Below are 19,327 nucleotides of genomic sequence, written 5' to 3'. Positions count from 1 at the left end.
CGTGTTCGCCGCGCGCCGCCGCCCTCCTTCCGACGTCCGGCTAGTGGTCCTCGAGGTGGATGAGGACCTCGGTGTTCGGCAACGCGTCGCGGACCGCGGTCTTCACCCGGCCGCTCATGGCGTGGCCGTTGCGGACGGTGGTGTCGGGGGGGACCACCATGTGCAGGTCGACGTGCCGCTTGCTGCCGGCGCGGCGGCCGCGGAGGGCGTGGAAGCTGATGTCCTCGTCGCGGGAGAAGCCCGCGAGGACCACCTCGATGGCCTGCATCTCCTCCGGCGGGAGGGCCGTGTCGAGCAGCACCTGCGCGGCGCGCCACGCGAGGCGGGCGCCGATCCAGATGACGTAGAGGGAGATGGCGACGCCGACGACCGCGTCCACCCGGGTCCAGCCGGTCGCGGCGACGATGACGAGGCCGACCGCCGCCCCACCCGACGTCCACACGTCGCTGGCGAGGTGGGCGGCGTCCGCCTCGATGGCGGGGGACCCCGTGCGGCGGGCGACGCGCCGCAGCCGCGCCGACACCGCCAGGTTCGCGACGGCCGAGAAGACCATCACCGCGACGGCGAGGTCGACGCCGACGAGACCCGCGGAGCCGTCGACGAGCCGGCGCCCCGCCTCGACGGCGACGACCGCCCCCGCGAGCAGCACCAGCACCCCCTCGATCAACGCCGCGAGGTTCTCCGTCTTCTCGTGGCCGTAGGGGTGGTCGTGGTCGGCGGGACGGGCCGCGGCGCGGACGCCGGCGAAGGCGATCCCCGACGCGACGAGGTCCCCGCCGGAGTTCGCCGCGTCGGAGAGCACGGCGACGGAGCCCGTGAGGAGGCCGACGATCAGCTTCGCGATCATCAGGACGGTGTTGGACGCCACCGACAGGAGCGCGGCGGCGCGGTTCGCTCGGGCGTTCTCGTGCACGACGGGGGACCGTAGTGATTTAGCCTGTTGCTAAGTCAAGTCGGGCCCGGCGCGCGCCTCCGCCGGCTAGTCGCGGCGAGTGCGCCGCCCCAGCCGGGGCTAACGACGTGTCCGCGGGAGGAGAGCCGTGTCGCCACTGTTCCGGAAGGTCCCGCTGGTGCGCGCCGAGGTCGCCCTGCACGGACCCCGCAGGGCGGCGGTGCTCCTGCACCCCGCCGACGGCCGCTGGCCGGGGGCCGAGCGGGCCGACCGGCTCGCCGTCGGCCTCGGGACCGCGGCGCTCGCGTCGCGCGCCGCCCCGCCTCCGCGGTGGGAGGCGTACCGCGCCGCGCTCGTGACCCTCGCCGCCCGCGTCGCGCGGTCCGCGCCCGGACCGCTGCGGGGCGACCTCGTCGACCTGACCGCCCTCGGCCAGTCGGGGCTGCTGCAGGTGGTGCCGTGGGAGGGGGAGGGCCGCCTGCGGGTCGAGACGGAGGTCGTCACGTCGTCGTCCGGGCTCGTCCCCCGCATCGTCGACCGTCCCGACGAGGCCGGCCCGGCACTCGAGATCGCCTCCCTGGCCCTGCTGATCGCGCTCGCCGCCGACGCCGACGAGGACCGCCTGGCGCTTGCCCTCGGCATCGAGGGTCTGATGGCGTGGCACCGGGAGTCGGACCGGCAGGCGCCGCCCCGCGCGGCCCTCGCCTTCGCCCTCGCGCACGCCGAGGACCGGCTGCGCGAAGCCGGCCGCACCCTGCCCCCCGGCCTCTGACGACCTCCGGGTCCGACTTCACGCGATCGCAACGGCGTGGCGCGGGGACCGCGCTACCGTGACCTCGACGCACACGCGCCACCTGAGGAGGACCCATTGGACGATCGCAAGCGCATCGCCCTGATCGCCCACGACAACCGCAAGCTCGATCTCCTGGACTGGGCCCGCTTCAACCGCGGCACCCTCGCGCGCCACGAGCTGTTCGGGACGGGGACGACCGGCGCCCTCGTGGAGGCCGAGATCGGCGTGCCCGTCCACCGCTTCCTGAGCGGACCGCTCGGCGGTGACCAGCAGATCGGCGCCGGCATCGCGGAGGGCCGGGTCGACATCGTCATCTTCTTCTGGGACCCGCTGATGTCCCAGCCGCACGACGTCGACGTGAAGGCGCTGCTGCGGATCGCCGTGGTGCACGACTGCCCGATCGCGTGCAACCGCGCCACCGCGGACTTCCTGCTGTCGTCGCCGCTGCTGGGCGCGCCCTACCGCAGCATGGTCGCGGACGCGGGGATCCCCGCCGCCGTCTGACCGGCGGCGGGGCGCCGCCGGGCTCACCCGGAGTCGGCGGACCTCGCCTTCTCGGCCTGCCCGGCGATGTCGCTCACCACGTCCTCGTTGGCGAGGGTGGTGACGTCGCCGAGCTGGCGGTTCTCGGAGATGTCGCGCAGCAGGCGGCGCATGATCTTGCCGGAGCGCGTCTTCGGGAGGTCGTCGGTCAGCACGATCGACTTCGGCCGCGCGATGCCGCCGATCTTGGTGGCGACGTGCTGGCGGAGCTCGGCGATGAGGGCCTCGTCGCCGACGACGTCCCCCTTGAGGGTGACGAACGCGGCGATGGCCTGGCCGGTGGTCTCGTCGCTGCGGCCGACGACGGCGGCCTCCGCGACCTTCGGGTGGTCGACGAGGGCCGACTCGATCTCGATCGTCGAGAGCCGGTGGCCGGAGACGTTCATGACGTCGTCGATGCGCCCGAGCAGCCAGTAGTCGCCGTCCTTGTCGCGGCGGCAGCCGTCGCCCGCGAGGTACATGCCCTCGTACTGGCTCCAGTAGGTCTCGACGAACCGGTCGTCGTCGCCGTAGAGGGTGCGCAGCATCGCCGGCCACGGCTCGGTCAGCACGAGGTAGCCGCCCTGGCCGAGGGGCACGCTGCGGCCCTCGCCGTCGACGACGTCGGCGGTGATGCCGGGGAGGGGGCGGGACGCGGAGCCCGGCTTCAGGGTGCTGACCCCCGGGAGCGGCGAGATCATGATGTTGCCGGTCTCCGTCTGCCACCAGGTGTCCACGACGGGGCAGGTGCCGCCGCCGATGGTGTCGCGGTACCAGATCCACGCCTCGGGGTTGATCGGCTCGCCGACCGAGCCGAGCAGCCGGAGCGACGACAGGTCGTGCCGCTTCGGGTACTCCACCCCCCACTTCATGAAGGTGCGGATCGCGGTCGGCGCGCAGTAGAGGATCGTGACGGCGTACCGCTCGACGATCTGCCACCAGCGGTCCTTGTCGGGCGTGCCGGGCGCCCCCTCGTAGAGGACGCTGGTCGCCCCGTTCGCGAGCGGCCCGTAGACGATGTAGCTGTGCCCGGTGACCCAGCCGGCGTCGGCGGCGCACCAGTAGACGTCGTCGTCCTTCAGGTCGAACACCCACCGGTGCGTCGCGGCGACGCCCGTCAGGTAGCCGCCGGTCGTGTGGAGGATCCCCTTCGGCTTCCCCGTCGAGCCGGACGTGTAGAGGATGTAGAGCGGGTGCTCGGCGCCGACCATCTCGGGCGCGCACTCGGCGGGCTGGTCGGCGACGAGGTCGTGGTACCAGACGTCGCGGTCCTCGACCCACCCGACCTCGTTCTCCGTGCGCCGCACCACGATGCAGGTGTGGACGTCGGGGGCGCCCTCGAGGGCGGTGTCGACGTTCGCCTTGAGGGCGACGAGCTTGCCGCCGCGCCACGCGCCGTCGCCGGTGATCATGGCGGTGACGCCGCAGTCGACGACGCGGTCGCGCACGGAGTCGGGGGAGAAGCCGCCGAAGATGACGGTGTGGGGTGCGCCGATGCGGGCGCAGGCCAGCATCGCCACGACGATCTCAGGGACCATCCCGAGGTAGATCGCGACGCGGTCGCCCTTACCGACGCCGCGGGCGCGGAGGCCGTTGGCGAGGCGGCAGACCCGCTCGTGGAGGTCGCGGTACGTGATGTCGACCCGCTCGTCCGGCTCGCCCTCCCAGTGGAACGCGACGCGGTCGCCGCGCGTCTCGAGGTGCCGGTCGAGGCAGTTGACGCTGGCGTTCAGGGTCCCGTCGGCGAACCACGTGAAGAACGGCGGGTTGGACCGGTCGACGCCCTGGGTGGGCGGCGTCTCCCAGGTGAGGAGCTCCGTGGTCTGCCGGGTCCAGAAGGCCTCCGGGTCGGCCGCCGCCTCGGCGTACAGCTCCTCGCGTGCGTTCGCCTGCGCCGCGAAGTCGTCGGGCGGCGGGAAGCGCCGGTCCTCGAGCTCGAGGGAGGTGATGTTGGGCGAGTCGCTGCTCATGGGGACGTCTCCTGGAGGACCGTGCGCCGGGTCGGGGACATCGTATCCGTCGGCACGTTCTCGGTCCCCGGTGCGCGGCCGACCGGGACCGCCGGTAGATTCCCGCCATGGACTTGCTCGACGGCGAGAGGATCCTCTGGCGGGGCCGCCCGTCGTGGCGCGCCCACCTCAGCTTCTACATCCTGTGGATCCCGCTGGCGCTGCTCCCGGTGATCGGCGCGGGGCTGCTGCGCGCGACGGACACCGGCACGGGGCTGCCGTACTGGCAGTGGCTGCTGATCTCGCTGGTCCTGCTCGCCGTCGTGGTCGTGTGGGACACGTTGCAGCGGTACGCGACCCTGTACCTGGTGACGACGCAGCGGCTCCGGGTGCGGCGCGGCATCCTCGCCCGCAAGGAGCAGACCGCGCGGTTCGAGCGCGTGCAGAACGTCAACATCTCGCAGAGCTTCCTCGACCGGCTGATGAAGGTCGGGTCGGTGGAGTTCGACACGGCGGGCTCCGACGTCGACGACAGCGGCTTCCACTACACCGGCATCGCCGACCCGCAGCGCCTCGTCCGGATCGTGGCGGAGTACTCCCACCAGGCCCACGGGACGGACGCGACCACCACCGGTCTCTGAGGCGGATCCCCCGAATGGGGGACGTACCCGGCGCCCTGACGCGCCGACAGGGGGGATAGGTCACACCCCGGCACCTCGCCCGCCCCCAGGAGAACGACTTGGCCCCCGCCTCACTCGCCGCCCGTCCCGCTCCGCCCGCCCCACCCCGCCGGCGGAGCCGCGCCAAGCCGAAGCCGCCCCGTCCCCGGATCGTGGTGATGTCGGACCTGCGTGCCCTGGGCGGCCTGCTGTACGAGCAGGCGGTGCTGGACGCGACGGCGAGCCCGCAGGCGAGCCTCGTGGCGTGGGCGAACCGGTTGGCGACGGAGCTGGACGTCGCCGGCGTCGGCTCCCCCGCCGACTACCGCGAGCTGCTGTGGGGCGTCGTCAAGGTGGGGCGGCGCGCGGCAGCGGACCCGACCCGTCCGATGGTGGCGATCCCCCCGGGACCGTAGGCGCCCCGCCGGGGGCCCGCGCGAGCCACGCCGCGACGACCGCGGCGGGCAGCACCACCGCGACGCCCCCGGCGATGTCCAGCACGTAGTGGTTGCCGGTCACGACGACGGCCACCGAGACGAGGACGGGGTACACGAGCCCGAGCGCCCGCGACCACCACCAGGGCGTGAGCCGCCACAGCGCCCACGCGACGACCGGCGCCATCCCGACGTGGAGGCTCGGCATCGCCGCGACGGGGTTGTAGACGAGGCGCACCAGGTCGGAGTCGAGCGCCACCGGCGTCTGGGTGCTGACGGTGTCCTCCAGGCCCGACGCGATGAGGCGCGGCGGCGCGACCGGCTGGAGCGCGTACCAGGCGAGCCCGCCCGCCCACGACAGCAGCGCCATGTTGCGGAGGAACGCGTACGACGCGCGGCGGTGGCGGTAGACGAGGAACAGGGCGAGCGGCAGCACGATCACCTGGCTGAGGACGTAGAAGGCGCTCCACGCCGGCAGGCCGAGGTTGTTCTCGGCGAACGCCCGCTGCCACGCCGGCTCGACCCAGATGCCGAGGTCCCGTTCCCGTTCGATGAGGGCGGCGGCGTTGGCGCGGCCCTCCTCCAGCGTCCCGCCCCAGAGGCCGCGGACGACGAGGTACACCCCGTACGCGGCGGCCATGATCGTGGCCTCGCGGCGCCCGTCGCCGACGGACGCCGCGGCCCGCCGCGCCGTGCGCAGCCCCGACGCGACCCCGCCCCCGGCGCTGGCGGCACCGTCCACCAGCGCGCCGCGGAGCGCGTCGAGATCCCGGCCGCCCTCGGGGCGGCGGGAGAGCCGTTGTCCGGTGGACCTCCGCACGAGCGACGACCGCCATCGCGGAACCATTGATCGACGCCGATCGTAACACCGGGTCCCCGGGCGGTCTCCCCCCGACGGTGGCCCGGCACGGGGGCGTCCGAGGGTCCACGTGGACCACGCGTCGAGGTCCGAATGGACCACGGGGTCGCGGCCACGTGGACCACGCGTCGAGGTCCGATTGGACCTTGGGGTCAGCCCCGGAGATCCCCCCGCAGGAGCCGGGCGGCGCGGATGCCGCTGCGGACGGCGCCCTCCATCGTCGCCGGCCAGCCCGTCGCCGTCCACGCCCCGGCGAGCGCGACGCCCGGCATCGGGGTGCGGGGTCCGGGCCGGCGGGCGGCCTGGCCGGGAGCGGCGGCGAACGTCGCGTGCGGTTCCTTCACGACGGCGCTCGCCACGAGGTCGGCGCCGCGGGCGGCGGGGAGGATGTGCTCGACCTCGGCGCGGAGGTCGGCGGCGAGGCGGGCGCGCGGCACGTCGATCTCGTCGCGCGCCCCCGAGATCGAGACGGCGAGGTGGTGGGTGCCGTCGGGGGCCCGTCCCGGCTCCGGCTCGGCCCCCATCGCGGTGCGGTTGAAGATCCACTGGGCGGGCGAGTCCACGACGGCCGTGAACGGCTCGTCCATCACCGGACGGTCGTACCAGAGGTGGACGTTCACGATCGGCGACGTCCCCAGGCCGGGGTCGTCCGGCAGGGCGCCGGGGGCGACCTCCCGCGCGCGCCCCGGCGGCAACGCCACCACCACCCCGTCCGCCGCGAGGCGCTCACCGTCGCCCAGCGTCACCACCCCCGGCTCGACCGACGCCACCCCGCGCCCGTCGAGGACCCGGCCGCCGCGCGCCTCCAGCCACCGCCGCGCCGCCGGGTCCACGAGGCGGGTGAGCCCGACCCGCGACCAGCCGACCGCCGACCCGCGCGGCGACTCGAGGAACCCCCGCCGCAGCACGAACGCCGCGAGGGCCGCCGACACCCGGTCGCTGCGGTCGTTGCACGTCGGCAGCACGATCAGGTCCCAGAACCGCGCGACCGCCCCCGGGCCCTGCCCGTGCTCCGCGAGCCAGTCGCCGAAGCTGCGCTGGTCGAGGCGCTCCGTCGCCTCCCGCCGTCGCGCCGCCAACGCCGCCAGCGCCGGCAGGGCGGCGGCCCTCTCCCGGGCGCTCAGCAGCGGGTACGCGGCGAAGCTCGCCGCGAGGTGCAGCGGAGCCGGCAGCGGGGCGGCGCGCAGCGCGCCCCGGCGCCCCGCACGGTCGCGGACGGGGGTGTCGAGGCGGCGCTGCAACGTCGTGTGCCCGAGCGTCCCGAGCATCCGCAGCAGCGAGATGTAGGCGGGGCAGCAGCCGAGGAACACGTGCTGGCCGTTGTCGACCTCGCGGCCGCTGTCGGGGTCGCGGAAACTGAACGCCCGGCCGCCGAGGAACGGGCGCCGCTCCACGAGCGTGACGCGCGCCCCGCCGAGCGCCGCCTCGCACGCCGCCGCGACCCCGGCGAGCCCGCCGCCGCACACCACGACGTGGGGGGTGGCCGCGCTCACCAGAGGGCGCCGGCCGTGCGGCGCGCCATCAACGCGAGCTTTCGCGGCGTCGACAGGGCGACGCGGCCGGCGAAGACGTCGTGGTCGCGGGCCTCGATCTCCACGAGGATCGCGCGGTACAGGCCGGACAGCATCGCCACGCACATCCGCGCGCGCCGGTCGAGCAGCGGCAGGAGCCGCTCGCCCTCGTCGATCAACGCGTGGGCCCGCGCCGCCTGGTCGGCCATCAACGCCCGGAACCCGGGGGTGAGCCGCCCCGCGACGAGGTCGTCGTCGGTCACGCCGTGGGCCGCCATCTGGTCCTGGGGGAGGTAGACCCGTCCCCGGGCGGCGTCCTCGGCGACGTCGCGCATGATGTTCACGACCTGCATCCCCAGCCCCAGTTGCTCCGCATACCCGGGCGCCCGGGGGTCGCGGAACCCGAAGACGTGCAGGCTCACCAGGCCGACCGCGCCGGCGACCCGGTCGCAGTACAGCCGCAGCGCCGGCCAGTCCGCGTACCGGGTGACCGTCAGGTCCATCTCGACGCCGTCGATCAGGCCGTCGAAGTGCTCCCGCGGGATCGCGAACCGGCGCATCGCGTCGGCCAGGGCGACGAGCACCGGGTCGTCGGGGGGTGGCGTCCCCGCCGCGCACAGGTCGAGCTCGCGGCGCAGCGCCCCGACGGCGGCCAGGCGCTCCGCGACCGGCTCGTCCCCGTCGACGGCGTCGTCCGCCCGCCGGCTGAACGCGTACGCCGCGTAGATGCCGTCGCGCCGCTCCCGGGGGAGCAGCACGAAGCCGAAGTAGAAGTTGCGCGCCTCCGACCGGGCGACGGCGCCGCAGTGGGCGTAGGCCTCCTCCCGGGTCATCGGCCGCGCGCCGCGTGGCGCAGCGCGCGCGCCGCGATCCGCGCCCGGCCGATCCGGCCGGGTGCCGGTCGCCGGGAGAGCGTGTCGAAGCCCTGGTCGGCGATGGCGTCGCACAGGGCGAGCCCGCCGGCGGTGAACATGCGCAGGTCGAGGGCGACCCGCCGCGGCACGAGGCGGTGCAGCCCGGCGCCCGCCTCGAGGTGCGCCCGCGCCCGCCCGACCTCCTCGGCGATCACCGCTCGCACTCCGGGCGTCGCCGCGGGGAGCCGCAGGTCGTCCACGGTGACGCCGTGCGCCTCCATCGCCTCGCGCGGCAGGTACACCCGGTCGCGGTCGCGCAGGTCCCGCCCGACGTCCTGCCAGAAGTTGACGAGCTGCAGCCCGATGCACGTCTCGTCGGAGAGACCGGTCCTCCACGCGTCGCGGTAGCCGAGCACGCCCAGCACCATCTCACCCACGGGCGTCGCCGAGTGGCGGCAGTAGTCGATCAGCTCCGCGTGGGTGTCCCAGCGGGACCGGCGCTGGTCCATCCGGTTCGCCTCGACCAGGCGGGTGAACACGTCGAGCGGGATCCCCCGCCGGTCCGCGAGCTCCGCCACCGCCGCCGGCAGGGCCGGGGCCTCCCCGCCGTCCGCCGCCCGGCGCAGGTCGGCCTCCCACGCGTCGAGGGCGGCGAGGCGCGCCGCGGGGCCGCCGTCACCCTCGTCGCCGAGGTCGTCGGTGGTGCGGCAGAACGCGTAGACGACCCCCATGTCCGACCGGACGTCGGCGGGGGCGAGCAGGAACGCGACGGGGAAGTTCTCGTCGTGCGCGCGCACGGCCGCCCGGCCCGCGGCGCGGGCGTCGCCGGTGGTGGGGGTCATCGCGCGAGCCGCCCGAGGGCGCTGACCGGGAACACCTGCCGGTACGAGTGGTACCGGATCATGAAGTCGGCGGGGAACCCGGTCCCCGTGAAGTACGGCTCGTCCCACGACCCGTCCGGGTTCTGCGTGTCGGCCAGGTACAGCAGCCCATGGGCGACGGCGGGGTGCCGCGGCGCCGCGGCGTGCAGGCCGATCAGCGCCCACGCGGTCTGCGACGGCGTGGAGTCGCCGCGCCCGATCCACGCGGGGTCGGTGTAGCTCAGCACGCTCTCGCCCCACCCGCCGTCGCGGTTCTGGTGCGCCGCGAGCCAGTCCACCGCCCGCCGGACGCGGGGGTCGCCCATGTCCTCGCCGGCGGCCGCCAGGGCGGGCAGCGCCGCCCCCGTCCCGTAGACGTGGTTGACGCCCCAGCGCCCCCACCACGAGCCGTCGTCGCGCTGGGTCGCCCACAGGTACGCGACGCCGCGCCGCACGGCGGGGTGGTCGGCGGGCACCCCGCACGCGCGGAGCGCCTCGACGACGTGGGCCGTGACGTCCTCGGTCGGCGGGTCGATCACCTCGCCGAAGTCGCAGAGGGGGAGCTGCCGCATGATCGCGTGGTCGTTGTCGACGTCGAAGGCCCCCCACCCGCCGTTCGAGCTCTGCATCGCGAGCAGCCAGTCCACGCCGCGGCGGATCGCGGGGTGCGAGGCGGGGGTCCCGGCGCGGCGGAGGGCGATCAGCACCTCGGCGGTGTCGTCGGTGTCGGGATACCACTCGTTCGCGAACTCGAACGACCATCCCCCGGCCCGTCCGCGTCGCGGGATGGTACGCCAGTCGCCGATGCGGGTGACCTCCTTCGACAGGAGCCAGTCACGGGCCGCCGCCAGGTCCGGGTCGCCGTCCCCGGCCCCGGCGTCCTCCAGCGCCACCGCGGCGAGGGCCGTGTCCCAGACGGGCGACAGGCACGCCTGGATGCGCAGGCGGTCGCCGTCGAGGTGCATCGAGAACGTGTCGTCGAACCCGTCGAGCGCGCGCCGGATGACGGGGTGGTCGAGGGGGTAGCCGAGGCTGTGCAGCGCGAGGATCGAGTAGACCCACGGCGGCTGGATGCCGCCCCACGACCCGTCGGCCTCCTGGCGCTCGCAGATCCACCGGGCGACCCGGGCCTCCGACAGGCGCCGCAGCGCGGGGACCGGCCGCCGGTTGTAGGCGCGTGCGACGCGCATCGTCCACGCCAGGAACGGCGTCCACCGGCCGGGGGTGCGCGGACCCGGCGGCGGCCCCGCCCCCGGCTCCTCCAGGAAGAGCTCGTCCACGCCGGTCGGCTGGGCGTACACGGGACGCCGCGACAGCACCACCATGAGGGCGACGAAGGTGCCCCGCGCCCAGCAGGCGAACCGCCACGGCGACAGGGGCGCGCGGGGGGGCAGCAGCATCATCTCGGGGGGCAGCACCGGGATCGCGTCCCACGGGTACCGGCCGAGCACCGCCAGCCAGAGCTTCGTGAAGAAGCGGGCGCGGTTCACGCCGCCGAGGTCGCGCGCCACGGCCCGCGCCGCCGCCATTCGCGGGTCGTCCGCGGGCACCCCGCACAGCTTCAGCGCGTAGTACGCCTCCACCGTCGTCGAGAGGTCCGCGGGGCCCGAGTACCAGACCCGCCAGCCGCCGTCGTCGCCCTGCGTGGCCAGCAGCTCGTTCGCGAGGCGCCGCCGGGTCGCGTCGTCGGCGAGCCCGAGGGCGTGGAGCATGAACGCGTGCTCCGCCGTGATCGTCGGGTTCGACTCGAGCTCCGCCCACCAGTAGCCCTCGGGGGCGCGCATGCCGCGCAGGTGCGCCGCGCCCCGCTCGAGCGCCTCCCGGGCGCGGGCCCGGACGGAGGGGTCGTGGACGGCCCCGGTGCTCATGCCGCCTCGCGGGCCCGGAACCAGTCGACCGCGTCGGCCAGGGCGAGGCGGGCGGGGGAGCACGGCACCCCCAGCTCGCAGCGGGCCCGGCCGCCGTCCGCGAACATGGAGGTGCGCGCCATCCGCGCCCCGTCGAGCGGGGCGACCGGCTCGCGGCGGAGCACGCCGCCCTCGACGGCCTCGTCGACGGCGGCGACGGCGATGGCGAGCGCGTGGGGGATGCGCACCCGGGGCGCCCGCCGGCCGCTGAGGCCCGCCAGCACGCGCAGGATCTCGCGCAGCGTCATGTCCTCGCCGCCGAGGATGTACCGGCGCCCGCGGGTCCCCCGCTCGAGCGCGAGGCGGTGCCCGGCGGCGACGTCGCGGACGTCCACCACGTTGAGGCCCGTGTCGACGTAGGCGGGGATGCGGCCGGCGAGGAAGTCCACGACGATCCGCCCCGTCGGCGTGGGCGCGTGGTCCCCCGGCCCGACGGGGGCCGTCGGGTTGACGACCACGACGTGCTGACCCTCCTCCGCCGCCGCCAGCGCCAGCCGCTCCGACGCCAGCTTGGAGCGCTTGTAGGCGCCGATGACCTTCGCCTCGTCGAGGGGCGTGTCCTCGTCGCCCGGCCCGCCCCCCGGCGGCGTGCCGATCGTCGCCACCGACGACGTGTGCACCATCGGCACGTCGGCGGCGCGCGCGGCGGCGAGCACGACGCGCGTCCCCTCGACGTTGTCGTGCTCCACCCGGGCGCCGCGGGCGCGGGCCAGCGAGTACTGGGCGGCGACGTGCACCACGGCGTCCACGCCCCGGGCGGCCCGCGCGACCGCCGCCGCGTCGCACATGTCCCCCGCCGCGGCCTCGCACCCGTCGGGCAGGCGTCCCGCGCGCCCCGGGTTGTCGCGCACCAGCGCCCGGACACGCCAGCCGGAGGCCATCAGGTCGGTGGCGACGTGCCCGCCGATGAACCCCGTCGCCCCCGTCACGAGGGCGAGGCGGCTCACCGCACCACCTCGAGGAGGCTCTCCAGGCCGTCGTGCAGCGCCCGGCCGGCGGTGCGCGACGCCGGCCCCAGCCGCAGCAGCGCCGGCACCTCGCGCGGGTGCAGCACGAAGTGGACGAGCCCCGCGCCGGGGGTGAGGCGCCCCGCGGCGTCCATGAGGCGGTCGAAGTCGGGGAGGCGGTGGCGCGACTCGTCGGTGACGGCGCGGAGGGCGAGGAACGGGATGCCGTCCGCCGCCGCGGCCCGGGCGAGCGCCGCGCTCTCGAGGTCGACGGCCGTGCCGTCGAGCCGCGCGCGGTCGGCGGGTGTCCGCGCGAGCCTGACGGCGGTGACGAGGGTGCCGCGGCGCCCCGGCGCGGCGGCGAGCAGGCCGGGGTCGGCGGGGAAGCGGTCGCCCGTCCCCTCGTCGGCGACGACGTCGGCGGCGACCAGGTCGCCCACCCGCAGCGCGGGGTCGAGGGCGCCGCAGAAGCCCGCCGACACGATCGCGCGCAGGCCCGCCGGCAGCCCGCGCGCGGTGCGGGCGGCGGCGGGCGCGCCGATGCCGGAGAGGTGGAGCGTCACGTCGGGGCCGGCGAGCCCCGCCAGTGCGCGTCGCTCGGCGGGGACGGCGCAGACCACGGCGATCACGAGCGGGCCAGCGCCACCAGGTCCCGGGGCTTGGAGAACGCGTCGAGGATCGTGCTCGCCTCGTAGCCGCAGTGCATCAGGCAGTTGGCGCACCGGGGGTCGCGGTCGGTGCCGTACGCCTCCCAGTCGGTCCCCTCGTACAGCTCCTTCAGGCTCCCGACGTGCGCGTCGGCGAGCAGGTAGCAGGGGCTCCGCCAGCCCTCGACCGTGTACGTCGGCATCGCCCACGCCGAGCACCGGTACTCCCGCTTGCCCTGCAGGAACTCGTGGAAGAGGGGGTTGTTGTAGAAGGGGATCCGCATGTGGTCGCACAGCTCGTGGACGCGGGAGTAGAGCTCCTGCGACTCGCGCCGGGCGAGGAACTGCTCGCGGTCGTGGGTGACCGAGTCGTAGTCGAAGCCGGGGGCGGTGATGCAGCCCTCGACGCCCATGTCCCGGAGGAAGCGGAACAGCTCGACGTACTCCTCGGCGTCGACGCCCCGGTAGATGGTCGTGTTGGTGCAGACGCGGTACCCGAGCCCGATGGCCTCCCGCATGTGGGCGGTGGCCTTGTCGAAGACGCCGGCCCGGTCGACGGCGGCGTCGTGCACCTCGCGCATGCCGTCGAGGTGCACGACGAACGCGAAGTGGTCGGTCGGCGGGATGCGCCCGAACGCCCGGTCCATCAGCAGGCCGTTGGTGCACATGTAGACGAAGCGGCCCTGGGCGATGATCCCGTTCACGATCTCGTCGATCTGCTTGTGGATCATGGGCTCGCCGCCGGGGATGTTCACGATCGGCGCGCCCGCCTCCTCGGCGACCCGCAGGCACTCCTCGACGGACATCCGCTTGTGGAAGACGTCCGCGTACTCGCGGATGCGGCCGCACCCGTGGCAGGCGAGGTTGCAGATCTCGAGCGGCTCGAGCATGAGCGTCACCGGAAAGCGGGCCTCGCGCCGGATCAGGCGCTTCTTCACGAGGTACGTCGCCATTCCGAGTTCGAGTGCGCGGGGGCGGTTCGGCACGGTCGGCTCCTGGTTCCGCGGGGTCCGGGCGGACCGTCCGACTCTAACCCAACATCCCCGCGCGGGTCCCCCTCGGGGCCCGCGCGTCGTTCGGGGGGAGGCGCCGGCTAGCCGGAGCTGCCGCCGCCGCTCCAGCTGTCGCCGCCGGCGGCGCGCGGGGCGGGCGCGGGTGACGCCGCGGGGGCGGGCGCGGGCGCCGGGGCCGCGACGGAGGTCGCCCCGCCGCGGGTGCCGTCGTCGCCGCGGGTGCCGTCGCCGTCGCGGCTGTCCGGCCCGCCGTCGTCCCCGCGGTCCGTGCCGTCGCCGTCGCGGGTGCCGTCGCCGGCGCCCTCGTCGTCGTCGATGGCGACCATCTCCGGGGCGTCGTCGGCCCGGCGCAGGTCGACCACCCCGATGCGGCCGTCACCGGCCCCGTCGTCGTCGGAGAGGGCGAACCCCGCCGCGAGCCCTCCGAGGATGATGGCCGCCGCGAGGGCGACCACTGCGAGCCTGCCGATCATCGTCCCTCCCGCGTCGGTGCGTCCGGACCGTCGTGGACGAGGCTAGGCGCGGGTCGTGAGCGCTCCGTGAGGCGGGGATGAGAGTGCTCTCACGGGAGGGGCGTCAGCGGCGGCGCCCACCGGGGCGGAAGAGGCCGAGGCGCGGGCGCGGGAGCGCGTCGACGAGGGGCTCGAGCGTGGCGGCGAGCGCGGCGGCGGTGGGCCGCGCGCCGGGGTCGGGGTCGAGGCACGCCATCACCGCGTCGCCCACGGCGGGCGGCACCCGCCGCGGGTCGGGGAAGGCCGCGGGGGCGTGGTGGAGCTGGGGGAAGCGGTCGTCCGGCGTCCCGGCGGGGAAGGGGGTGCGCGTCGTGAGCGCCTCGTAGAGGGTGACGCCGAGGCCCCACACGTCGGCCGGGGGGCCGACGTCGCGGAACCGGGACGGGTCGCACTGCTCGGGGGCCATGTAGGCGTCGGTGCCGACGGGGCCCGTGATCGCGGCGACCCCGTCGGCGTGCCGGGCGACGCTCAGGTCGATCAGCCGCGGTGGTCCCGCCATGATGATGTTGCGCGGCTTGACGTCGAGGTGCAGCACGCCGCGGCGGGACATGTAGTGGAGCGCGGAGCACATCTGCAGCGCGAGCGGCAGGAGCTGCTCGACCACCACCCCGTACCGGCGGATCAGGGTGGAGAGGCGCGGGCCGTCGAGGAACTCCAGGACAACGTGGGGGCGGGGCCCGTCGAGGTCCGACCCGAAGGCCCGGACGATGACGGGGTGCGACAACCGGCCGAGGACGTCCACCTCCCCCGCCAGCCCGGCCCGCGTCGGCGGGTCGTCGACGAGGCCCGGCCGGAGCACCTTCACGACGACGAGCGCGTGGAGGTCGTCGTCCCACGCGAGGTAGGCCTCGTACCGCCGCCCCCCGCCGAGCAGCCGCACGGCGCGGCGGCCCGGCACGATCTCGTCGCCCTCGGCGAGGCCCCAGGCGTCGGCGTCGCGGGCCAGGCCGGACCCGCTCAGTGCTGGCGGGCGAAGGTGAGGTCGGCGATCCCCACCAGGTCCTCCGCCGGCCCCGGCATCGTCGCGAGCGCCGCGAGCGCGCGGGCGTGGGCCTCCTCGGCGCGCCGCCGGGCGCCCTCGAGCCCGTGCACGCTGACGTAGGTCACCTTGCCGCGCGCGGCGTCCGCCCCGACGGCCTTGCCGAGCTCCTCCTCGGAGCCCTCGACGTCGAGGATGTCGTCGACGATCTGGAACAGCAGCCCCAGCTCGCGGGCGAACAGGCGCAGGGCGGCGTCGACGTCGGGGGCGGGGCGGGCGAGCACGAGGGCGCAGTGCACCGCGCAGGCCATCAGCCGCCCCGTCTTCAGGGCGTGGACCCGCCGCAGCGCCGCCGCCGACGCCGAGCCGGCGTCGCTGAGGTCGAGGTACTGGCCGCCGACCATGCCGCCCACGCCGGTGGCGCGGCTGATCTCCAGCAGGATCCCGACGCGGGTCGCGTCGCCGCCGGGCTGGCGCTCGGCGACGAGCCGGACCGCCTCGGCGAAGAGGGCGTCGCCGGCGAGGATCGCGGTGTCCTCGCCGAACAGCTTGTGGCACGTCGGGCGCCCCCGCCGGAGGTCGTCGTCGTCCATCGCCGGCAGGTCGTCGTGGATCAGGGAGTAGGTGTGCACCAGCTCGATCGCCGCGGCGGCGGGCATCAGCTCCGCGGGGTCGCGCCCGAGGGCCTCGCAGGTGGCGAGCGCCAGGACCGGCCGGATGCGCTTGCCGCCGGCCAGCAGCGAGTGCCGCATCGCCTCGACGAGGCCCTCGGTGCCGGCGGCCTCCTCGCGCTCGAGGGGGTCGGCGGGACTGAAGTCCAGGGCCTCCAGATAGGCCTCGACCTCGTCGCGCAGGTGCTCGGGGTACGGCGTGACGACCTCCTTCGACGGGGCGCAATGCTATTGCCTGGGGGCCCGGCGTAGCATGGTCCCGGTGCGCGCCCTGATCCTCCACGGACCCGGGGATCTGCGCCTCGAGGAGGTCGACGACCCCGTGCCGGGTCCCGACGAGGCGGTGGTCGCGGTGACCGTCGCGCTCACCTGCGCGACCGACGCGAAGATGATGGCCGCCGGCGCCCACCCCGCGCTCGGGCCCCTCCCGGCCCCCCTCGGCCACGAGATGTGCGGGGTCGTGGAGGCGGTGGGGGAGGGCGTGCGCGGACTGCGCGCGGGCGACGCCGTCGTGGTCGCCAACTCGGCCCCGTGCGGCTCCTGCGCCGACTGCCGGGCGGGGCGCCCGAACCTGTGCCCGCACCTCGTGTATCTGACGGGCGCCTTCGCCGAGCGGGTCCGGGTGCCCGCCGCGATCGTCGCCCGCAACGTCCACCCGCTGCCCCCGGGCCTCGCGCCCGAGCTCGCCGCGGCCGCGGAGCCCCTGGCCTGCGCCGTCCACACGGCCGCCTCGTGCGGCCCCGGGTCGGGGCGCGAGGTGCTGGTGCTCGGCGGCGGGGTCCAGGGCGCCCTGCTCGCGGGGCTCCTGTCGGGGCGCGGCGACCGCGTCCACCTGGCCGACCCCCGCCCCGCGCGGCGGGACCGGGCGCGGCGGTTCGGCGTCGACGTCGTGCACGACGCCCCCCGCGACGATGACGCCGCCCTCGCCCTGCGGGCCGCGCTCCCCGGTGGCCGCGGCGCCGACCTCGTGGTCGAGGCCGTCGGCCGGCCGCAGGCCTGGCGGGCGGCGGTGCTGCTCGCCCGGCCGGGCGGCGAGGTGGTGCTGCACGGCGGCGTGCCGGCGGGTGGCGTGGTGGACCTGCCGGCCCACGCGCTGCACTACTCGGAGGTGACGGTGCGCGGGTCGTACCACCACACCCCGGATGCGGTCGCCCGGGCGCTCGACCTGCTGTCACGTGACGTCCTGCCGGTGGCCGGGTTGTTGAACGAACCCGTCACGCTCGCGCAGGTGGCCGAGGTGCTGACGGTCTCACGGGGTGAGAAGCACCCCGTGAGACCGTGACTGTCACATGCGGTTGAGCAGGCTCTTCAGCTTGTCGACCTGCTCCGCCTGGGAGCGCAACGTGGCGAGCTCCCGCTCCTGCTGCTTCACGATCGCCGACAGGTCCTGCAGCGCCTCGGTGGCCTTCGCGAGCGCGGCGTCCACGCTCGAGCTCGACGCGGTCCGCGCCGGGCGTCCGCGCTTGGAGCCGCGCGGTGCGCGCGGCTGCAGCTCGGCCCCGCGCTGGCGGGCGACCCGGTAGTAGTTCGCGGCCACCGTGCCCGCGCGCCGGCCGGTCATCTCGGACAGGCGGGCGAACGCGTTGGTGCGGCTCAGGCCCTCCTCGGCGATCAGCTTCTCGACCTGCTCGAAGATCTCGTTCCCGATGTTGCCGCGGCGGCCCTGGCCGTCGCCGTTGGTGCTCTGATCGCCCTCGTCCACTTCGCTTCTCCCTGATCTCGTAAGTGATGCGTTCGGGAGTATAGGCGCACGCGGCCTATAGCGTGAGATTCACATTAATCGCGAGCATGATTCAAGTGTCACATGCCGGCGCGCGCAGGTTCAGGCGAAGAGCACCATCGTCGCGGTGAAGCCGTGCAGGAAGCTGCGTCCGCCGACCGGCCCGATCTCGCCGTTGCAGAACAACCCGGCGGTCGGGATGGGTGACAACTCGTCCTCGATCGTCGCGGCGTCGTGGTCCGCCTCGGGGAACATGCGCGTCCCGCGCCCGTTGCAGCTGAACAGCAGCGCGCCGCCCGGCCCGGCGGGCCCGAGTGCGTCGCGGGCGCCCCGCAGGGCGAGGCGCAGGTCCTCGTCGGCGGAGCGCGCGTCCCGGACGTGGAACCGCATCGTCTGCCCGACGCGCACCTGCTCGCCGACCACCAGCGCGCCGGTCTCCCGGTCGCCGCCGTGGATGGAGCGCACGAGGAAGTCGCCGCGCTCGTAGTCGGGGGTGTTCTCGTCGATGACGAGGCCGGCGAGCAGCCCCTCGACGGCGAGCTGGCGCTCGTCGGGCTCGAGGGCCTCGACGACCTCCTGCAGCTTCTGCAGCGCCGGCATCCCGGCCAGCTCCTCGACGCTCGACCCGTCAGCGGCCGTGATGACCATCTCCGGCCCGATCGGCATGCAGCCCTGCGAGACGACGGTGCTCATGCGCGCGCCGCGCAACGCGACGGCGACCGCCCCCTCCAGCAGCACGTCCTCGCCCGCGAAGAGGCGGTGCTCGCCCGGCTTCAGGCCGCCGGAGGCGAGGCCCCCCACGACCACCGGGGCGCCCGGCTCCTCGTTGAGCTCGGCGAGGAGGCCGTCGGCCGGGAAGGTGAACGGGTCGGCGAGCATGATGACCGGGCCGATGTTGCCGGCGGGGGCGTCGGCGATGGCGTCGGGCCAGCCGAGCACGCCCATCCCCTCGCCGACCGGGCGGGCGACGAGGCGGAACGGAACGACCTCGGTCCCGGGGAGGACCGCCGCCCACACGGCGAGCGCCGGCCCGTCCTCGATCTCGCGGCCCTGGCCGACGATCGCCTCGCCCATGGCGCCGATCAGGTGGCCGGGGGCGATCTCCGCGTGGATCGCGGCGAGGAGGTCCTCGGCGTGCTCGCAGAGGGTGGGCGACGCGAACACGACGGCGAGGGTGGGCGCGGCGCCGTCGAGTGCCGCCCGCACCGGGGCGCACGCCTCGCGGACGGCGAGCGCGGGGTCGCCGGACCGGGAGAGGCCGACGCCGAAGAGGGATGGCTGGGTCATGTACCGATCATGGCGCACCGCGCAACCACCCGCCGTCAGTCGTCCGGCCCGGCGTCGATCGGCTCGACGGGGTCGAGCAGCGCCCGGGCCTCGAGGGCCCGGTCGGCGGGGACGAGCAGCTCCCGTGGGCCCCCGGCCAGCATGTCGGGCACGTCGACCGTGGCGCGGCGCATCAGCACCGGGATGTCGAGCTGGGCCAGCAACGACGCGAGCATCTCCGCCTCCGGCTGGTGGCGGGCGAAGGCGACCTTCACCCACTCCGGCCGCGGCGGGTCCGCGTCGGACCGGGACCCGCGGCGGAAGAGCCCCAT

General features: G+C 75.5%; 21 protein-coding genes. 5 read left to right on the top strand and 16 right to left on the bottom strand.

What is annotated here, in order from left to right; translation table 11 throughout:
- Positions 1 to 40 precede the first annotated feature (40 nt).
- Positions 41 to 913, bottom strand: coding sequence for a cation diffusion facilitator family transporter (locus IU369_RS14785; protein ID WP_217921750.1), 873 nt, complete (start codon positions 911 to 913; stop codon positions 41 to 43).
- A 127-nt stretch (positions 914 to 1,040) separates the two neighbouring features.
- Between IU369_RS14785 and IU369_RS14780 the strand changes: the two genes are divergently transcribed.
- Positions 1,041 to 1,664, top strand: coding sequence for a hypothetical protein (locus IU369_RS14780; RefSeq protein WP_217921749.1), 624 nt, complete (start codon positions 1,041 to 1,043; stop codon positions 1,662 to 1,664).
- Between the two features lie 96 nt (positions 1,665 to 1,760).
- On the top strand, positions 1,761 to 2,189 hold the full coding sequence (locus IU369_RS14775; RefSeq protein WP_217921748.1) for a methylglyoxal synthase: 429 nt from the start codon (positions 1,761 to 1,763) through the stop codon (positions 2,187 to 2,189).
- Between the two features lie 23 nt (positions 2,190 to 2,212).
- On the opposite strand, the gene acs is transcribed toward IU369_RS14775, so the two are convergent.
- Positions 2,213 to 4,177 (bottom strand): acetate--CoA ligase, encoded by a 1,965-nt coding sequence (gene acs / locus IU369_RS14770; protein ID WP_217921747.1) that lies wholly within the window; start codon positions 4,175 to 4,177, stop codon positions 2,213 to 2,215.
- Between the two features lie 107 nt (positions 4,178 to 4,284).
- Between acs and IU369_RS14765 the strand changes: the two genes are divergently transcribed.
- Together IU369_RS14765 and IU369_RS14760 are read left to right on the top strand one after the other, a co-directional pair.
- A complete protein-coding gene (locus IU369_RS14765; protein WP_217921746.1) occupies positions 4,285 to 4,797 on the top strand; it encodes a PH domain-containing protein in 513 nt (170 codons plus the stop codon).
- A 98-nt stretch (positions 4,798 to 4,895) separates the two neighbouring features.
- Entirely contained in the window at positions 4,896 to 5,231 is a 336-nt protein-coding gene (locus tag IU369_RS14760; RefSeq protein WP_217921745.1) for a hypothetical protein, read from the top strand.
- On the opposite strand, the gene IU369_RS14755 is transcribed toward IU369_RS14760, so the two are convergent.
- From IU369_RS14755 to IU369_RS14705, 11 genes are all read right to left on the bottom strand, one after another.
- Positions 5,164 to 6,096, bottom strand: a complete 933-nt coding sequence (locus tag IU369_RS14755; RefSeq protein WP_217921744.1) for a phosphatase PAP2 family protein — start codon at positions 6,094 to 6,096, stop codon at positions 5,164 to 5,166. The genes IU369_RS14760 and IU369_RS14755 overlap by 68 nt on opposite strands.
- Before the next feature lie 164 nt (positions 6,097 to 6,260).
- Positions 6,261 to 7,601 carry a hydroxysqualene dehydroxylase HpnE gene (hpnE, locus tag IU369_RS14750; protein ID WP_217921743.1) on the bottom strand — a complete coding sequence of 447 codons (1,341 nt, stop codon included), beginning with the start codon at positions 7,599 to 7,601 and terminating at the stop codon, positions 6,261 to 6,263.
- Positions 7,598 to 8,452, bottom strand: coding sequence for a presqualene diphosphate synthase HpnD (hpnD, locus tag IU369_RS14745; RefSeq protein WP_217921742.1), 855 nt, complete (start codon positions 8,450 to 8,452; stop codon positions 7,598 to 7,600). Before hpnD ends, hpnE begins: the two co-directional genes overlap by 4 nt.
- Entirely contained in the window at positions 8,449 to 9,315 is an 867-nt protein-coding gene (gene hpnC / locus IU369_RS14740; RefSeq protein WP_217921741.1) for a squalene synthase HpnC, read from the bottom strand. Before hpnC ends, hpnD begins: the two co-directional genes overlap by 4 nt.
- Positions 9,312 to 11,201 carry a squalene--hopene cyclase gene (shc, locus tag IU369_RS14735; protein WP_217921740.1) on the bottom strand — a complete coding sequence of 630 codons (1,890 nt, stop codon included), beginning with the start codon at positions 11,199 to 11,201 and terminating at the stop codon, positions 9,312 to 9,314. Before shc ends, hpnC begins: the two co-directional genes overlap by 4 nt.
- Positions 11,198 to 12,187, bottom strand: a complete 990-nt coding sequence (gene hpnA / locus IU369_RS14730; RefSeq protein ID WP_217921739.1) for a hopanoid-associated sugar epimerase — start codon at positions 12,185 to 12,187, stop codon at positions 11,198 to 11,200. The genes shc and hpnA overlap by 4 nt, the downstream gene beginning before the upstream one ends.
- Complete coding sequence (locus tag IU369_RS14725; RefSeq protein WP_217921738.1) at positions 12,184 to 12,816, bottom strand: phosphorylase family protein; 633 nt, start codon at positions 12,814 to 12,816, stop codon at positions 12,184 to 12,186. The genes hpnA and IU369_RS14725 overlap by 4 nt, the downstream gene beginning before the upstream one ends.
- The gene (hpnH, locus tag IU369_RS14720; RefSeq protein ID WP_217921737.1) at positions 12,813 to 13,820 is read right to left on the bottom strand and encodes an adenosyl-hopene transferase HpnH; all 1,008 of its coding nucleotides are present in this window, start codon (positions 13,818 to 13,820) and stop codon (positions 12,813 to 12,815) included. The genes IU369_RS14725 and hpnH overlap by 4 nt, the downstream gene beginning before the upstream one ends.
- 107 nt (positions 13,821 to 13,927) lie before the next feature.
- Positions 13,928 to 14,320 carry a hypothetical protein gene (locus IU369_RS14715; protein WP_217921736.1) on the bottom strand — a complete coding sequence of 131 codons (393 nt, stop codon included), beginning with the start codon at positions 14,318 to 14,320 and terminating at the stop codon, positions 13,928 to 13,930.
- Positions 14,321 to 14,423: 103 nt separating this feature from the next.
- Positions 14,424 to 15,257, bottom strand: coding sequence for a serine/threonine-protein kinase (locus IU369_RS14710; protein WP_217921735.1), 834 nt, complete (start codon positions 15,255 to 15,257; stop codon positions 14,424 to 14,426).
- Between the two features lie 59 nt (positions 15,258 to 15,316).
- Positions 15,317 to 16,090 carry a polyprenyl synthetase family protein gene (locus IU369_RS14705; protein WP_217921734.1) on the bottom strand — a complete coding sequence of 258 codons (774 nt, stop codon included), beginning with the start codon at positions 16,088 to 16,090 and terminating at the stop codon, positions 15,317 to 15,319.
- A 181-nt stretch (positions 16,091 to 16,271) separates the two neighbouring features.
- Here IU369_RS14705 and IU369_RS14700 point away from each other — a divergent pair, with 181 nt between their 5' ends.
- Positions 16,272 to 17,291: a zinc-dependent alcohol dehydrogenase gene (locus IU369_RS14700; RefSeq protein ID WP_217921733.1), complete on the top strand. Its 1,020-nt coding sequence runs from the start codon at positions 16,272 to 16,274 to the stop codon at positions 17,289 to 17,291.
- A 3-nt stretch (positions 17,292 to 17,294) separates the two neighbouring features.
- Here the strand turns inward: IU369_RS14700 and IU369_RS14695 are convergent, their stop codons facing one another.
- From IU369_RS14695 to IU369_RS14685, 3 genes are all read right to left on the bottom strand, one after another.
- Entirely contained in the window at positions 17,295 to 17,711 is a 417-nt protein-coding gene (locus tag IU369_RS14695) for a hypothetical protein (RefSeq protein WP_217921732.1), read from the bottom strand.
- Positions 17,712 to 17,831: 120 nt separating this feature from the next.
- On the bottom strand, positions 17,832 to 19,016 hold the full coding sequence (locus tag IU369_RS14690) for an FIST signal transduction protein (RefSeq protein WP_217921731.1): 1,185 nt from the start codon (positions 19,014 to 19,016) through the stop codon (positions 17,832 to 17,834).
- A 35-nt stretch (positions 19,017 to 19,051) separates the two neighbouring features.
- Positions 19,052 to 19,327: a putative signal transducing protein gene (locus tag IU369_RS14685; protein ID WP_217921730.1), complete on the bottom strand. Its 276-nt coding sequence runs from the start codon at positions 19,325 to 19,327 to the stop codon at positions 19,052 to 19,054.

The organism is Miltoncostaea oceani (assembly GCF_018141545.1).
Lineage (GTDB): Bacteria > Actinomycetota > Thermoleophilia > Miltoncostaeales > Miltoncostaeaceae > Miltoncostaea > Miltoncostaea oceani.
Note: the sequence above shows the minus strand (reverse complement) of the source record. Positions and strands in the feature narration are given on the sequence as shown.

What these genes read in the sequence shown, in the direction of transcription:
- IU369_RS14685 (WP_217921730.1), bottom strand. Translation starts at nt 19,327, where the DNA reads ATGGGGCTCTTCCGCCGCGGGTCCCGGTCCGACGCGGACCCGCCGCGG.
- IU369_RS14755 (WP_217921744.1), bottom strand. Translation starts at nt 6,096, where the DNA reads ATGGTTCCGCGATGGCGGTCGTCGCTCGTGCGGAGGTCCACCGGACAA.
- IU369_RS14705 (WP_217921734.1), bottom strand. Translation starts at nt 16,090, where the DNA reads ATGCGGCACTCGCTGCTGGCCGGCGGCAAGCGCATCCGGCCGGTCCTG.
- hpnD (WP_217921742.1), bottom strand. Translation starts at nt 8,452, where the DNA reads ATGACCCGGGAGGAGGCCTACGCCCACTGCGGCGCCGTCGCCCGGTCG.
- IU369_RS14690 (WP_217921731.1), bottom strand. Translation starts at nt 19,016, where the DNA reads ATGACCCAGCCATCCCTCTTCGGCGTCGGCCTCTCCCGGTCCGGCGAC.
- hpnC (WP_217921741.1), bottom strand. Translation starts at nt 9,315, where the DNA reads ATGACCCCCACCACCGGCGACGCCCGCGCCGCGGGCCGGGCGGCCGTG.
- shc (WP_217921740.1), bottom strand. Translation starts at nt 11,201, where the DNA reads ATGAGCACCGGGGCCGTCCACGACCCCTCCGTCCGGGCCCGCGCCCGG.
- IU369_RS14765 (WP_217921746.1), top strand. Translation starts at nt 4,285, where the DNA reads ATGGACTTGCTCGACGGCGAGAGGATCCTCTGGCGGGGCCGCCCGTCG.
- IU369_RS14715 (WP_217921736.1), bottom strand. Translation starts at nt 14,320, where the DNA reads ATGATCGGCAGGCTCGCAGTGGTCGCCCTCGCGGCGGCCATCATCCTC.
- acs (WP_217921747.1), bottom strand. Translation starts at nt 4,177, where the DNA reads ATGAGCAGCGACTCGCCCAACATCACCTCCCTCGAGCTCGAGGACCGG.